Source organism: Curtobacterium sp. MCLR17_031 (assembly GCF_003234775.2).
GTDB classification, from domain to species: domain Bacteria; phylum Actinomycetota; class Actinomycetes; order Actinomycetales; family Microbacteriaceae; genus Curtobacterium; species Curtobacterium flaccumfaciens.
In genome coordinates this window covers 1,426,890-1,441,922 of sequence record NZ_CP126270.1, presented here as the reverse complement: position 1 = coordinate 1,441,922, position 15,033 = coordinate 1,426,890, and the positions used below count along the sequence as shown (strand labels likewise).

11 protein-coding genes are annotated in these 15,033 nt (G+C 66.2%); 8 read left to right on the top strand and 3 right to left on the bottom strand.

Annotated features, from left to right (window positions below; translation table 11 throughout):
* Positions 1-57 precede the first annotated feature (57 nt).
* From DEI96_RS06905 to DEI96_RS06870, 8 genes are all read left to right on the top strand, one after another.
* Positions 58-801, top strand: a complete 744-nt coding sequence (locus DEI96_RS06905; protein WP_220039128.1) for an ATP-binding cassette domain-containing protein — start codon at positions 58-60, stop codon at positions 799-801.
* The gene (locus DEI96_RS06900; protein WP_111023877.1) at positions 801-2,093 is read left to right on the top strand and encodes a DUF7224 domain-containing protein; all 1,293 of its coding nucleotides are present in this window, start codon (positions 801-803) and stop codon (positions 2,091-2,093) included. The genes DEI96_RS06905 and DEI96_RS06900 overlap by 1 nt, the downstream gene beginning before the upstream one ends.
* Positions 2,090-2,677: a hypothetical protein gene (locus DEI96_RS06895; RefSeq protein WP_146246917.1), complete on the top strand. Its 588-nt coding sequence runs from the start codon at positions 2,090-2,092 to the stop codon at positions 2,675-2,677. Before DEI96_RS06900 ends, DEI96_RS06895 begins: the two co-directional genes overlap by 4 nt.
* 56 nt (positions 2,678-2,733) lie before the next feature.
* A complete protein-coding gene (locus DEI96_RS06890; RefSeq protein ID WP_181440545.1) occupies positions 2,734-3,648 on the top strand; it encodes a MurR/RpiR family transcriptional regulator in 915 nt (304 codons plus the stop codon).
* Between the two features lie 8 nt (positions 3,649-3,656).
* The gene (murQ, locus tag DEI96_RS06885) at positions 3,657-4,595 is read left to right on the top strand and encodes an N-acetylmuramic acid 6-phosphate etherase (RefSeq protein ID WP_111023881.1); all 939 of its coding nucleotides are present in this window, start codon (positions 3,657-3,659) and stop codon (positions 4,593-4,595) included.
* A 44-nt stretch (positions 4,596-4,639) separates the two neighbouring features.
* A complete protein-coding gene (locus DEI96_RS06880; protein WP_111023883.1) occupies positions 4,640-6,199 on the top strand; it encodes a PTS transporter subunit EIIC in 1,560 nt (519 codons plus the stop codon).
* 213 nt (positions 6,200-6,412) lie between these two features.
* Complete coding sequence (locus tag DEI96_RS06875; protein ID WP_111023885.1) at positions 6,413-8,011, top strand: MupG family TIM beta-alpha barrel fold protein; 1,599 nt, start codon at positions 6,413-6,415, stop codon at positions 8,009-8,011.
* Between the two features lie 2 nt (positions 8,012-8,013).
* The gene (locus DEI96_RS06870) at positions 8,014-8,997 is read left to right on the top strand and encodes a RelA/SpoT domain-containing protein (protein WP_111023887.1); all 984 of its coding nucleotides are present in this window, start codon (positions 8,014-8,016) and stop codon (positions 8,995-8,997) included.
* 341 nt (positions 8,998-9,338) lie between these two features.
* Here DEI96_RS06870 and DEI96_RS06865 read toward each other — a convergent pair whose 3' ends face one another.
* From DEI96_RS06865 to DEI96_RS06855, 3 genes are all read right to left on the bottom strand, one after another.
* Positions 9,339-10,835 (bottom strand): class I SAM-dependent DNA methyltransferase, encoded by a 1,497-nt coding sequence (locus DEI96_RS06865; RefSeq protein WP_111023889.1) that lies wholly within the window; start codon positions 10,833-10,835, stop codon positions 9,339-9,341.
* A 69-nt stretch (positions 10,836-10,904) separates the two neighbouring features.
* On the bottom strand, positions 10,905-12,026 hold the full coding sequence (locus DEI96_RS06860) for a restriction endonuclease subunit S (RefSeq protein WP_181440546.1): 1,122 nt from the start codon (positions 12,024-12,026) through the stop codon (positions 10,905-10,907).
* Positions 12,027-12,142: 116 nt separating this feature from the next.
* Positions 12,143-14,920 (bottom strand): type I restriction endonuclease subunit R, encoded by a 2,778-nt coding sequence (locus DEI96_RS06855; RefSeq protein WP_181440547.1) that lies wholly within the window; start codon positions 14,918-14,920, stop codon positions 12,143-12,145.
* Positions 14,921-15,033 lie beyond the last annotated feature (113 nt).

The following is a 15,033-nucleotide window of genomic DNA, read 5'->3' as shown; positions in this document are numbered from 1 at the left end:
AGCCGAGTGCACGCTACTGTACGGTGAAACACCAGTACAAGGTTTCAAGGGGGCGCAGTGGGCATACAGATCGACGAACTGACTTTCGGGTACCGGCGGGACCACACGGTGCTCTCCGGGTTGTCGACGGTGTTCCCGACCGGAGCGAGCGTCCTGCTCGGGCCGAACGGCGCTGGCAAGTCGACCCTGCTCGGGCTCGTCGCCGACACGCTCCGCACCCGCGCCGGGACGATCAGCATCGAGGGACTGGGGGAACCGGGGACGCGCGGAGACCGCCGACGGTACCGCCGCGGGGTCGCATGGCTTCCGCAGCGGAGCGGCGCCTTCCCGGGCCTGACCGCTCGAGAGCACGTCGCCTACTGCGGCTGGTTGAAGGGCTTGTCGCGCGCCGACGCCTGGGATCGCTCGACGGCCGCGCTGACCGCCGTCGATCTCGCCACCCGAGCCGACGCACGAGCGTCGTCGTTGTCGGGCGGCCAGATCCGGCGGCTCGGCGTTGCCGGCGCGCTGGTGTCCGGCGCGCAGTGGATCCTGCTCGACGAACCGACGGCCGGACTCGATCCGGCACAGCGCGCGCGGTTCGCTCGGGTGATCCAGAACCTGCCGACGGAAGTGTCCGTCGTCGTCTCGACACACCAGACCGAGGACGTCGCCACGACCTACGACCACGTGACCGTCCTCGTCGACGGCCGGGTGCCGTTCGCTGGTTCGGTCGCGTCGTTCACCGAGCCGTTCGCAGACCTCTCGCCCGCCGAGGCGATCACCGCTTCGTACGCGCGGTTCACGAGCGAGGACGACTGATGCGCCCGATCATCCCGTGGCGCAGCCGAGCGGCAGCGTGGCTCCTCGCTCCTGGGCTGCTCGGCATCGTCGCGTACAGCGTGCAGTTCGCAGATGAGACGACCGTCGCCGGCTACTGGCCCGCCGCGATGGCCGGCTCCGCGATCTACCTGGTCTTCTCGTGCGGCGTCGCGGCCACGGCCGGCGCCTGGGAAGGGAAGCGCTTCCGGGCCGCAGCGCCGGTGATCGCGTCCAGCAGCCGATCCAGTGCAGCAGCCGTCACCGATCACCTGTGGACACCACTGGCCGCCGGCCTGCTGCTCCAGCTCGTCGCGGTCGCACTCTTGAGTCGGGACACCTGGGGTGCTCCCGGTGGCCCGTCGCCCCTCGTCGGCCTGGCATTCGCGGGGATCCTGTTCTTCCACAGCTGCATCGGGTTCGCACTGGGGCGGTGGCTCCCGCCGGTGGCGTCCATCCCGCTGAGCCTGCTCGTGTCGTACAGCTGGCTCGGCTTCACCTGGTCCGTGGACTACTTCCCGCTCCGGTACCTCGCCGGTCTCGTGATGGCGGACTGCTGCTCGGTCGAGACCGCGCTCGACGTCCGGGCACCGATCATCGCGACGGCGTTCAGTGTGCTCGCCGGGTGCAGTCTGCTCGTCATCGCGGTCGCCCGACGCTCGAGTGGTGACCGTGCGCGCCGGTTCGGACTCCAGATCGGCGCAAGCTCGTTCGTCGCGATCACCCTCGTCGCGCTGACCGCCGGCTCCGGCCTCGGTGCGGCACCGATCGTCGACCGCCCGCAAACGCAAGCGATCTGCAGCGGCGCGGCGCCGACGATCTGCCTCTTCCCGGAGCAACGCGACACCGACGACTCGCAGTCGGTGATCCGGAAAGCCGTGGAGAACCTCGGCCGCTCGGGCATCACGGTGCCGTCGACCATCCGCGCGAGCAACGCGCCGTCGACGCTCGACGTCCTGAACATGATCGTCCAGGTCCGGATGACCGACGCCGACCTGCTCCACAGCATCACCACCTCCTTGCTCGGCGATGCCGAGGTGGCGTGCTGCGGCACCGAGGAGGACGACGCCGAACGCCGCAACGATGCCGCTGTCGCCAACCGATGGCTCATCGAAGTCGCCGCCGAGGGCATCGTGGACGCCGACCACGTGGAACCCGCCCTCGAGCTGGATGACCCCGACGTTCTGCGAGCCCTCCGTCGTGCTCCGGTCCCCGCTCAGGCCGCGTGGGTCACGGCGACGATCGACCGGCTGACGGATTGCTCGGTCGGCCACATCGCGGTGCCGTCCTCGTGATCTGGTGGCTGCGTGTCCACCGCACCCTGCCGTTGCTCGGACTCACGACCGCCCTGGCGGCGCTCTCGATCGCGCTCGGCCCGATCGGCATGCTCTTCCCCTCGTTCGGCGGCGGCGCACCGTTCGCACTGATCCCCGTCGCGGCCGTGCTCCCGCTGGTGATCGCCATCGCGACGAGCGGCTCGGTCACCCGCGCGCGGTTTCCTGCGCCCACTCGGCGGACGGACCTGCTCGAGCTGGCCACCGTCATCGCGGTGGCCGCGCTGGTGGCAGCTACCGCGAGCATCGGCCTCGCGGTCGGCGCCGAACCCGAGGCCGCGGTCGCGACCGCCCGGAACACGATCGCGTTCTGCGCACTCGCACTGGTCAGCCGAGCGGTACTCGGCGACCGCTACCAGTCCGTGCCGGGCGTGCTCTACCTGTTCGTCGCAGCGCTGTTCGGTCGCGCGACCCCGGACCAACCAGCCGGATGGGCCGGAGTCGTGTCGACGAACACCGACCCGGCGTCGTGGGCGTTCGTCCTCCCTGTGGTGATCGCCGTTATCGTCAGTCCGCTGGCACACTGGCCGGGCACATCGACGTAACACGCAATTTACTTTCAGCACTGGCGCTCACCCGCGAAAGACGCTTTCATGGCGGGATGACGATCACCGAACGGCCCGAGCGGCCCGAGCGGCCCGAGCGGTCCGAACGCGCCGACGCCTTCGCCCTCGTCCGCACCCAGTCGGCGGGCATGCCGTCGAGCATGCGCGCCATCGCCGACGCCGTCCTCGACGACCCGGCAGCCGCGGCCTCCACCAACGCCACCGACCTCGCCGGCCGAGCCGGGGTCTCCCCCGCCACGGTCTCCCGGTTCGCCCAGCACCTGGGCTTCGCGAACTTCGCCGCCCTGCAGCGCAGCATGACCCGGGCCGTCGAACGCGGGATCCACGAGCGTGAGTCCACCGAGATCCACGCCGGCGTCGCGGTCGACGACGACGTCGCCACCGTCATCGCGAAGGTCACCGAGGACGTCCGCGCGGTGATGGCCGACACCCGCGCCGCACTCGACCCGCACGCGCTCGACGAATCAGCACGAAACCTAGCCAACGCCCGCCGCGTCGTCCTGTACGGCGTCGGCGCGAGCGGCATCGTCGCCCGAGACCTGCACCTCAAACTCGAACGCATCGGCATCGTGAGCTCGATCGCCGACGACCCGCACAACGCCCTGACCCTGGCGAGCGTGATCGGCGAACACGACGTCCTGGTGCTCGTCAGCCACTCGGGCTCCACCGTCGAGACCCTCGAGGTCGCCCGCGCCGCCCGCGCCCAGCACGCCACGATCATCGCGATCACCGGCCACGCCTCCGCCCCGCTCGCCACCACCGCGGACCACGTCCTGCTCGGTGTCGCCGGTGCCGAGAGTGCCCTGCGCCCCGCGGCCATGGGCAGCCGGATGAGCCAGCTCGCCATCGTCGACGCCCTGTTCATCGTCGTCGCGCAGCGCACCGACGAGCGCTCCCAGCCACTCCTCGCCCGCAGCCGCGACGCCGTCCGCACCCACCACCGGAACTGAGCACCACCATGAACCAGACGCACGAACCCCACGACGCCGAGGCCCACGGCGCCCTCCGCGACGAACTCGCGGCCCTCACCACCGAGGCGACCGACCACTCGCTGGACGACATCGACACGATCTCCACGCTGGAAGCCGCTCAACGCATGAACGCCGGAGACCGCAGCGTGCCTGCGGCACTGGAGCCGTGCCTCCCGGCCATCGCCCTGGCGGCAGACTCGATCGCCGCAGCGTTCGCGCGTGGCGGCCGACTCGTCTACGTCGGCGCCGGCACGCCGGGCCGGCTCGGCGTCCTCGACGCCAGCGAGTGCCCGCCCACCTTCGGCACCGATCCGAGCCAGGTGGTCGGCGTGATCGCCGGTGGCGACCCCGCCCTGACCACCGCCGTGGAGGGCGCGGAGGACGACGAAGCGGCTGCCGTCCGCGACCTCGACGCGCTCGGCCTGACGGCCGACGACGTGGTCGTCGGGATCAGCGCGTCCGGCAGGACGCCCTACGTCATCGCGGCCATCCTGGAGGCCCGGCGCCGCTCCGCCCTGTCGGTCTCCGTCGCGTGCAACCCCGACTCGGCCGCGGGGCGGGAGGCGGACATCGCCATCGACGTCGTCGTCGGCCCCGAGTTCATCGCCGGGTCGACCCGCCTGAAGGCGGGCACCGCGCAGAAGCTCGTCCTCAACATGCTCACCACGCTCGCGATGGTGCGCAGCCACAAGACGTACGGCAACCGCATGGTCGACGTGCGGGCGACGAACGCGAAGCTCGTCGCCCGGGCGTTCTCGCTCGTGCAGGACGTCACCGGCGCTGCCTCCAACGAGGTCCAGGCGGCACTCGACGCCTCGGACGGCGAGGTCAAGACCGCCATCGCCGTGATCCTGACCGGCGCCTCCGCTGTCGACGTCCGTGCTCGCCTCGAAGCTGCTGCCGGCTCGTTGCGCGCCGTGCTGTAGAGCCCGTTCCCCTTTTCCGTTTCCTTTCCCCCGAGGAGCACCCCATGCCCGATGCCCAGCAACTCGCCCAGCAGATCCTCGACGCCGTCGGCGGTTCCGCGAACATCGCCGATGTCGAGAACTGCATGACCCGCCTGCGGGTCGAGGTCGTGTCCGACTCGTCCGTCGCGCTCGACGACCTGAAGGCCACCGACGGCGTCATGGCCGCCATCGCGGCCGGCTCGAACCTGCAGATCGTGCTCGGCCCGGGTCTCGTCGACCGCGTGGCCGACGGCCTGGAGGCCCTGCGCGCGGCCGCCCCGTCGGCTGCGGCTGGTGGGCCTGGTGCGTCGCCTGAGGAGCTCGCTGCTCGCGGTGCGTCCATCAAGGCGACCGCGCGGTCCCGTTCCGACGGCCGCACCATGCGCGCGATCCGGAAGATCTCCGCGATCTTCATCCCGCTCATCCCCGCGCTGATCGCCTGCGGGCTGATCGCCGGGATCAACGGCATCCTGACGAACCTGGGATGGGTGCCTGCGCTGACGCCGTTCCTCGGCGTGCTGTCGTCCGGGTTCCTGTCCCTGCTCGCCGTGTTCGTCGGGATGAACGCCGCGAAGGAGTTCGGCGGCACGCCCATCCTCGGCGGCGCGGTCGGCGGGATCATCGTCGCGGCCGGCGTCGCGAACGTCACCGTGTTCGGCGAGACCCTGGCGCCCGGGCAGGGCGGTGTGCTCGGTGCACTGGCCGGCGGCATCCTCGCCGCCTACGTCGAGCGCTTCATGCGCCGGATCACGCCCGACGTCATCGCGCTCATCGTCGTGCCGACCGTGACCGTGCTCATCGCCGGGTCGGTGACGCTGGGGATCCTGATGTCCGTCGCCGGTGTCGTCTCGGTCGCGATCGGTACTGCTGCAACCTGGCTGCTCGCGAACGGCGGGGCCTTCGCCGGCTTCGTCCTCGGAGGACTCTTCCTGCCGCTCGTCATGACCGGCATGCACCAAGGACTCATCCCGATCCACACCACCCTGATCGACCAGACCGGGTGGACCGTGCTGCTGCCCGTGCTGGCGATGGGTGGTGCCGGGCAGATCGGTGCGTGCATCGCGCTGTGGGTGCGGTTCCGTTCGAACGCTTCGCTGGTGCGGACCATCCGCGGAGCGCTGCCGGCCGGGTTCCTCGGTGTCGGTGAGCCCCTGATCTACGGCGTGACGCTCCCCCTCGGGCGGCCGTTCATCACCGCGTGCATCGGTGGAGCGTTCGGCGGCGGGGTAGTCGGGCTGTTCGACCAGCTCGGGCACTCCGTCGGGGCGATCGCCATCGGGGCCTCGGACCTGTCGCTCATCCCGCTGTTGAACGGCTCGTCCGGCTACGGGTGGGCGCTGCTCGGGTACGGGTCGGGGCTCGTGGTGGCGTACGTCGTGGGGTTCGTGGCAACGTTCTTGTTGGGGGTCTCCGCGTCAGTCAAGGCCGATCTCGAGGAGCAATCCGCTCCCGGGGCGCCGCTCGACCTCGTGTCGTCGACCGTGCCGGCTGACGCGACCGATGCGCCTCCTGCTGCCGGCTCCGCTGGGACTCCTGCAGCCGGTGCCCCTGCTGGTTCCGATCGGACGGAGGCTTCGCGCTGATGCGGTTGGGCGCGAGCGCGTACCTGGCGCATGCTCCACTGGCAGGCCCGACGTTCTCGGCCGCAGCAGAGGCCGGTGCGACGCTTGCGTTCACCTAGTTGCACATCCCGGAGGACTCCCCCGCCGGGGCACGAGCCGCGGCGACCGCGATCGTCTCGGGTGCTGCGCCCGCTGGGCTGACGGTCGTCGCCCCCCCGCCCCAACACCGCTCGGTTGATCGGGGATTCGCCGTGGGAGTTCCTTCGGTCGATCGGGGTCTCGCGGGTCAGGATCGACTTCGGGTTCTCGGTCGCTGAGATCTTCCCCATCGCCTCCGTGCTGCCGATAGCGGTCAACACGAGCACGCTGCGCGCGGCGGACCTGGCGCCGTTCGCCGACCTGGATGTCGAGCTGATCCACAACTTCTACCCGCAGGAGTGGACCGGGCTGGCGTTGTCCTCAGTTGCGGCGTCGGTGTCAGTCGCCAGGCAGTTGGATTGGCGGGTCGGTGCGTCCATCGCCGGCGACTCCGTCCGCCGAGGGCCGCTCGGCGAGGGGCTGCCGACCGTCGAGGAGCACCGGAACCTGCCGCCGCTGTTCCAAGCGCGGGCCCTCGTGGACGCTGGCGTGAACGATGTTACGTCGGAGATCCAGCGCTCCCGGATCACTCGTAGTCGCGGCTTGGGTCGCTCGTCCGCGGACACCAATGCATCTACCCCCCTTCACGTGCCACGCCTCCGCGCCGCCGCGCAGGACTGTCCTCGGCCCATGCTAAATTTCGAGCAGACGTCAGTTGCGAGGGGGAAGTCCGTGGTCAGCATTACTCGAGCGATCGTTCACGAGATCCCGAAGGGGCGATATCTCTCCGAAGGGCCGGCGGCTGTGGGTCTGTCGTCGGCCGCCTCGGAACTTGCGCTCGAGACCCGCCGTTTCATCGAGGAGAACATGCTCGACTTTGCGCTGAAGAGCCCTCGAAAAATTCACCACGACCCAGACGCGGTGTCAACAACGCCTGAGCTTGTCACATCGATCCTGGCGGACGCCGATGCAAATTTCGTGGCGGCATCACAGGCCATCGCGAAGAATCTCTACCAAGCCCAAACAGCCAACAGCCCCTCGGGGATCCTCATCGTGGCCCTCGTGAACACGGCTGCCGGTACCGCACTCGTCGTTATGAAAGCGGAGCACCAGGAGGGCATGCGACTTCAGCGTGTTGGCGATCCCGCTACGGGACATTTCGACCTGGAGCACCTCAACGAGCTGATCGTCGGCAACAACTCCCGCGTCTACAAAATCGCAGTGCTCAGGATTTCGGACGACGCCTTGTCCGGAGAAATGGTTGATCAACAGAATGGCATTTCATTCGCGGACTTTTTCATGTCGAAGTTCCTGGGGTGCCGACTGTCCGATGATTCCGAAATCCAGACTAATCTGTTCATGAAGACTTCGATGACTTTTCTCAATGACAACATCTCAGACGAGGAAAAACGGGGGCGTTATGCAACCGCCCTACTGTCTTACATGCGTTCTCCCGCTGATACTTTCGAAGCTTCCGGGTTCGCGGAGCAGTTTCTCGAAGTCGAAGATCGTGACGAGTTCTTGAACGCCATGCCAGAGAACCTTGCATCCTCGGTTATTCGAAAAGACTTGGCGCTCGTTCCAGGCCATGGCGCAGGACTGCGAATGTACGGTTCCGGCGTTGTGATTTCGGCAAGCGCCCAAGCCCTAGAGCGTGGCGCCCTCCAGATCGTTTCCGAGGAGAACGGTGAAACCGTCGTGCGGATCATCGGGAGCTTGAAGAAGTTTGGCCTCGGTAATGCCCCCAAGGCGTGAGCATGGACACGACTGACATCTCGCAGCGCTATGCGAAGGAGCGCTCGTCGCTCGAAGATGCTTTGCGCCTATGGCGCTCCCAAATCGAGGATGCGGCGCGAGAGTTCGATCTTTCGGTCGTGGTCTCGGGTCGGGTCAAGTCCTACCGAAGCGTCCTGGGAAAAGTTCGTCGCAAGCCCGGAGTGGTCCGGACATGGGAAAGCCTCGGAGATCTCGTCGCTCTCAAGGCTGTTTTCCCGACTAACAGAGCTTCCCAGGACTTCACGGATTGGGTCGAGCAACAAGAACGGTGGACTCCGCACCTCGATCCAAAGCAGTCCGCCCCTCATGAGCTCAAGTATCAGGCGATGCAATTTGATCTCATTGACCCGGACATCGCCGATAGCCGAGGGGTCCCCCTGAAGGTCGAATTGCAGGTGAGGACAGCGGCGGCCGATGCTTGGTACGTGGTCGACCATCGCCTCCGGTACAAGGGAACGGTGAACCTGCCCGACGACCTTAAGCGCAAGCTTCTCCGCCTGATCGTCCTTACCGAATTGTTCGACGAAGAAGTCGAAGCCGTACTGGCCAGCCAAGCCGAACTGCCGGAATACGCTGCTGCTCGCCTCTACGAACGCATCACGGCAGAAGCGGATCGCCTTACGGGCGGTTTTGCATCAGGTTCCCGACCCGAAGGTCTTCTTGAGCTGCTTCTGCAGGCGTACATGCCGCTAGAAATCGACCAGTTGGACGCGAGGCTGACGTCGTTCCTTGCGCAGCATGCGGAAAACCTTCGAGCAGTGATTGCAGATCATACGCACGGCTCCGACACGTTTGTCGAGGACCGCGACTGGCTCTACTACGAGCCAGAGAGCCTATTAATCGCCGAGCGCGCCGTGACCCGTCCCGCGATGTTGACCGCCCGGTGCAAGGGGGCCGACTTCGAGTACCTGATCGAGTCCATGGCGAATGAATTCAAGAGTCGGTTGAGCCCGAATGTCGGCTGAGCAGGGCCGTCGATGCAGACTCTGAATGGCGCCTATCCCGGAACCCCGCTCCTACGTCCGAGTTCGTGCGCAGTGGGCCGCCACCAGCCTGGAGTCCCGCGTCCCGACCGCGTCCCTTAGCTGAGATGTCCAGGGCAACCCCGGAGGCCCCGCCGCGCGAAATCGAGGCCTAGGAACGTCCTGTCGACCCGGTTCGCTCCGCCCGCGCTTGCTATCGGCTGAGCTTGTCAGTAACGGGTTTACGGCGGGACACGGCTCTACGGCGCAGCGGCGGCGGCGGCGGCGGCGCTAGCCGCACGAGGTCGGCGGAGCCCCGAAACGGTTCGGAATACCCGACGAGATCAGTCTTCGTCGACGGCCGCTGTCCCTTCGAGCGCCGTCGCGACGGCTTCGAACTCTGCGAGAGCTGCGGCGAGGTCCTCGATGATCTCGCGGGCGATAACCTCGGGTGCCGGCAGGCTGTCGAGGTCATCAAGCGAGTCGTCGCGTAGCCAGGTTATGTCGAGGTTGACCTTGTCGCGTGCGATCAGTTCCTCGTACGTGAACGACTTCCAGCGGCCTCCCCCGGCCGCCTCGACGCGCTCGCTCCGCGATGCGCCGGCTAGGAACGACGCGACGAACTCATCGAGGTGCGCACGGCGGAGCGGGTTCTGCTTAAGCGTAAAGTGCATGTTTGTGCGCAGGTCGTAGACCCAGAGCTTGCGCGTCCACGGTGTCTCGCTGGCTGGCTTCTTGTCGAAGAACAGCACGTTGGCCTTTACGCCCTGGGCGTAGAAGATGCCGGTGGGCAGTCGGAGCATCGTGTGCAGATCGAAGTCGTCGAGCAGCTTGTGGCGCAGCACCTCGCCTGGGCCGCCCTCGAAGAGCACATTGTCGGGCAGCACGACGGCCGCGCGGCCGTTGATGTCGAGTACGGTCATGATGTGTTGCACGAAGTTGAGTTGCTTGTTCGAAGTCGTCGCAACGAAGTCGGCGCGCTCAATTTCGGTGTCCTCGCGCGCTTCGCGCCCGTCCGAGCCGACCATGGTCAGCGACGACTTCCTGCCAAACGGCGGGTTGGACAGCACGACCGAGTACCGCTCGCCCGTGTCGGCAATCAGAGCATCACGCACATCGATGAGGGATTCACCCTGCGGTGTCCCAATGCCATGCAACAGGAGGTTCATCGCAGCGAGTCGTGCCGTGCCGTCGACGAGTTCCGTCCCGTGCGCGAAGCCGTCGCGCAGGTGGTCGCGCTGGGTCGGCGTAAGGCGCTCGGCCGCGCGCGAGGCGTAGTCATGGGCGACGAGCAGGAACCCGGCGGTGCCGGACGCGGGGTCGAGCACAGTGTCGTCCGGCGAAGGTTGAATCACGTCGACGATCGCCTGGATCAGGTCGCGTGGCGTGAAGTACTGGCCGGCGCCGGATCCCTTGTCAGATGCCCCCTTGGCGAGCAGTTGCTCATATGCGTCGCCCGTGAGATCGGTGCCCGATGCGGACCACTGCTCGGGATCGATCAGATCTACGATGAGCCGCTTGAGCTTCGCCGGGTCCTGAATTCGGTTCTGCGCCTTGCGGAAGATCACGCCGAGCGTGCCGGGCTGCTGCGCGAGGCCGACGAGGATGCGTGTGTATTCGAACTCGAGCTCGGCTCCCTCTGCATCGAGCAGTCGCTGCCAGGAGTACTCGTCGGGGACGATCTGCTGAGGCCGAAGCTTTCGGTTGGCGCGCTCATGCGCCATCTTCAAGAACAGCAGGAACGTGAGTTGCTCTATGTAGTCAAGTACACCGACGCCGTCGTCACGGAGAAGGTTGCGGAACGAATCGAGCTTGTCGACCAGGCGGCGTGCGTCAGTCATTAAGGCCTCCTTGAGCCGAAGGGGTCGTCGAGTCGGCGGGCTCCGGCGCCGATCGGTGCTACTGCCTCGTTACGCATCTGACCCGGTTCCAGTGAGCTGACCTGAGAACGCAGTCGCCAGGAGTGCGCGCCGAAGGGAGCCGGAGCGTGCGCGGGAGTTCGTGATCGCGACGAGAATGCGCCGGCGATCAGCATCGAACGCGTCGAGCTGGGTGAGCGCGGCATCTTGTTCCTCTATTGCTGGAACCGGAATCGGCAGCGGACCGAGCTTTCCGAGGCTGAGATTGTGCTGACCAGCGCTGGACGCAGCGAGAGACTCGATGCGCCGGCGAAGTTGCGGCGTAGACAGCATTGCCTGCACCCAACGCGGGCGCACCACGTCCCCGCGAAGTCGGTAGCGAATCAGGTAGGACGCGAACGCCGCGTCGATTCCTTCTTGCACAACGGCAGATCGTCCGATGAGGTCAACCGATCCATTCGATCGGACGATGAGCAGGTCTCCAGGTGAGAGCTTCGATCTAGTGACATCGGCAGCGCGATCAGCGACGCGCTTCTCGTCGGTAAGGTCGATTCTTCCGTCGACCAGATTGGGAATCCGCACGACAGCTGGGCCCGGCCCATCGACGACACACTTCTCCGAGGTCCCATAGCCCGCGACGACCGACAAGTCGTTCAGGGGAACCAGGGCCCCGATCGTGACACGGGCGAGCGTCTTCTTCCAAAGCGAGTCGACGCGTCGAAGCGCGGCACTGAGTTGCGAATCGGCGACGGCGAGGTGGGAGAGGTGCTCCTCGAGGATTGCGACAATTCGGTGTTGCTCCTCGAGAGGCGGGACCGGCACCGGGAGCTGCACGAAACGGTCATGGGTCAAGTTGAGGCCGCTGTCGGAAATTCCCGTCTTCATCTCGTCGATACGCTTCTGCGCGTCTGGGCTCATCAGGTACATCTCGAGAAAACGGGCATCGATGCGCTCACCGGGACGGAGGCGATACATCTTCCCAGAGAGCATCAGGCGCGCGGGTGTGTGCTGGACGAGCGCCGGAATCCCGCAGCGGGCGCGAGGGCCAGCACAGGTGATGAGGAGATCGCCGACTTTAACCTCGATGTTCGATCTCGGATCGAGCGTGTCTGGCAGCGCCTTGTTGTGCTCAGGCTCGAACTTTCCCGGCTGGATGGCCGTGGTCTTCAGCACCCCCCACTCCTCAGGCGCCGCCGGATGCGCATGGCATTTAGGGCTCCAGCCCTGCTGGATGATGCGCTTGTTCGACTGTCGCTGCAGGAGGTCGCCGATAGGGAGTCGTTCCCAACTCACGCGGTCAACTCCCGATTCAAGTCTTCCAGGAGGTCGCCTGCCGCGTCGCCGAGGTCGCGGAGCGCGCCGTCAACGCCGCCTCGCTCGTCGAAAGGCGCGTTGTCGAGATCGTCGGCTGTGATGCCAGCCGAAGCCGCAATAATCTTCATCATCTTGTCCAGCCACCAGCGCTGACTCGCACTGAACGAGGCTCCCGACTGCTCTTGCCGGGCGAGCCAGTTGGCGTAGCGAGACTCCACAACGTCGGCGTAAGGGACCAAGGCATCATCGATGCCAGTCTCGTAGCGGAGAAGCGAGATCAGGTCGGTCGATGTGTGCCGATCGCGCGTCTCAGCGCTACCGCGATACTCGACGCCCAGTGAAAGGTACGCGCTCCAAATGTAGTCGACCGTCCAATTGTGCGGCGGGCGCTTGATGCGCTCGGCGAGCTCCTTCACGTCGCCGAAGGCAATGCGGCGTCCCTTGGCATCGAACATCAGCTGGATGGCGCTGATCTCGTCGCGGTGGTCGGCGAGATAGGCCTTCCACGACTCGATAGTCTCTCGAGCCGCCTCCGGGTCGATGACACCGAACGCGTCAACGAGCGAGTCGCGGCTGACCTCGTCGATCACCTGATCGTGTGCACGGCGCAACTCGATGATGCGCGTGCGCAGCTCGGGATTCGCGGCGAGCGGCTCGATCGCCGCATCGAGCAGATATTGAATCACTTCAGTCGGATCTCGTGTCGGCTCAGCGGCCACCGCCGCGGCCTGCGTGTCGGGGTTGACAGCATCGACGAGAGCCCGGACAACGGCGCGGAGCGACTTTCCTGCCACGGCATCCAGTTCGGCGCGTTCGGCCGGAGTCACCTGCTGCTCAAGCGCGGCGAGACGATTCGCCAGCGTCGCGGTCTCGTCCTCCGTGAGGTTGAGCGTCGCAGCCTTATCGAGCAGCTTCTTGAGACTCAAGGATCGGTCGCGATTGAGCGGCGGCTCGACGAAGTCGTGCTCGGTGACGCCGATTGCATCCACTAGTACGAAGCGGGTCTTCGCCGCGGCGTCGTCGGTGACGGCTCGGAAAGTTGCCGGGTCGATCGTACGCGCGCCGCGACCCTTCATCTGCTCAAAGTACTGGGCCGAGCGCACGTCTCGCATGAAGAGCACGCACTCGAGCGGTTTCACATCGGTGCCGGTAGCGATCATGTCTACGGTGACAGCTATGCGCAGGCTGGGGCTGGTGCGGAACGCCTTCAGGTGCCCCTTGGGATCCTTCGCGCTGTAGGTGATCTTCGCGGCGAAGTCGTTACCCTTGCCAAAGACCTCGCGCACCGTCTGCACGATTTCTTCAGCGTGGTTGTCGTCCTTCGCGAAGATTAGGGTCTTCGGCACGGTGCGACGGCCGGGGAAGATCTCTGTGAAGAGCCGATCACGGAAGGTCTCTAGCACGAGGCGGATCTGGTGCTTCGCCGTCACCGCACGGTCGAGCTGGCTCTTCGTGTAGTCGAGGTCGGCGTCGAGCTTCTCGATATTCACCTCCCGCGTATCGCGGTTGACCTTCGGCACGAACGTGCCCGCCTCGATCGTCGAGCCGTTCTCGGTGATCTCGGTCTTGATTCGGTAGATGTCGAAATCCACGTTGACGCCATCTGCCACAGACTCTGCGTAGGTGTACTCGGACACGAGGTTCTGCTGGAAGAAGCCGAACGTCTGCTTGCCGGGCGTCGCGGTGAGACCGATGACGTGGGCATCGAAGTATTCGAGCGCACCGCGCCACACGCCGTAGATGCTCCGATGCGCCTCATCGACGATCACGAGATCGAAGGCCTCCGGCGGGAGGTCCGGGTTGTACGCGACCTCGACGGGCGTCTCGGGAGTGAAGTCATCGAGGCCCGGGTCGTCGCCCTCAGGTACATCCTCGTTCTTGATCGCCCTGAAAACCCGCTGGATGGTCGAGATCGCTACCTTCGTCGAGTCGGGCATCTCGCCGCGCGTGAGCTTGGCCACGTTGTACAGCTCGGTGAATCGGCGACCGTCGTCAGGCGTGCGGTAGTTCTGGAACTCGCCGAGGGTCTGATCCGCCAGGTTGTTGCGGTCGACGAGGAACAGCACCCGATTGAACCCGCCCCACTTCAGCAGCCGATACGCCTCGGTCACCGCCGTGTACGTCTTGCCGGCACCAGTGGCCATCTGTACGAGGGATCGACCGAAGCGCTGTTCGCGCAGGCTGCGCTCGACACCTTTGACCGCATCGATCTGCGCGGGGCGCAGGTATGTTTCGTCGAGTACAGGCAGACTGTTCACCCGGCCGCGCCAGGTGGGTGCTTCGTCGGGATGTTCGCTAGCCGTGCGAATCGTGCGACCGAGAGTTTCGGGCATCGGGAAGTGGAAGACGCGCCGTGCGCGTGGGGCCGGGTCGAAGCCGTTGGTGAAGTGCGTCTCGGTGCCGGACGCCTCGAAGACGAACGGCAGCCGTCCTTCCGGATCGAGAGCCCGCTTGCGTACGTCATCGGGAAGTCCGACCGCGTACATCGCTGACTGCCACTCGACGCCGGCGAGAGGCGTGCCGACCGGCTTTGCTTCGATAACGCCAACGACCGCCCTGTCGACGTACAGGAGGTAGTCGACCCGGCCGTGTCCAGGCTTCATGATGACCTCGCGAACAGCGACACCGGTCGCCGCGAACAGGTTGAGCGCCTTGCGGTCCTGCACCTTCCAGCCCGCGGCTTCCAGCTGGCGGTCGATCAGCACGCGGGCCCGCTGCTCCGCTGCCAGGCGCTCGTCTTCATTTGGGGACATCGTCCAAATCCTATCCGGGGAGGACCGAGTTTCGGTGACGCGCCACACCAAGAATGCCGACGCGTCCCAACCCATCACCTGGCCTGGGACTTGAGAGGCGGTCTCAGTTGTGC

Coding starts and splice junctions, on each gene's coding strand:
- DEI96_RS06890 (WP_181440545.1), top strand. CDS start 2,734: ATGACGATCACCGAACGGCCCGAGCGGCCCGAGCGGCCCGAGCGGTCC.
- DEI96_RS06855 (WP_181440547.1), bottom strand. CDS start 14,920: ATGTCCCCAAATGAAGACGAGCGCCTGGCAGCGGAGCAGCGGGCCCGC.
- murQ (WP_111023881.1), top strand. CDS start 3,657: ATGAACCAGACGCACGAACCCCACGACGCCGAGGCCCACGGCGCCCTC.
- DEI96_RS06865 (WP_111023889.1), bottom strand. CDS start 10,835: ATGACTGACGCACGCCGCCTGGTCGACAAGCTCGATTCGTTCCGCAAC.
- DEI96_RS06880 (WP_111023883.1), top strand. CDS start 4,640: ATGCCCGATGCCCAGCAACTCGCCCAGCAGATCCTCGACGCCGTCGGC.
- DEI96_RS06870 (WP_111023887.1), top strand. CDS start 8,014: ATGGACACGACTGACATCTCGCAGCGCTATGCGAAGGAGCGCTCGTCG.
- DEI96_RS06900 (WP_111023877.1), top strand. CDS start 801: ATGCGCCCGATCATCCCGTGGCGCAGCCGAGCGGCAGCGTGGCTCCTC.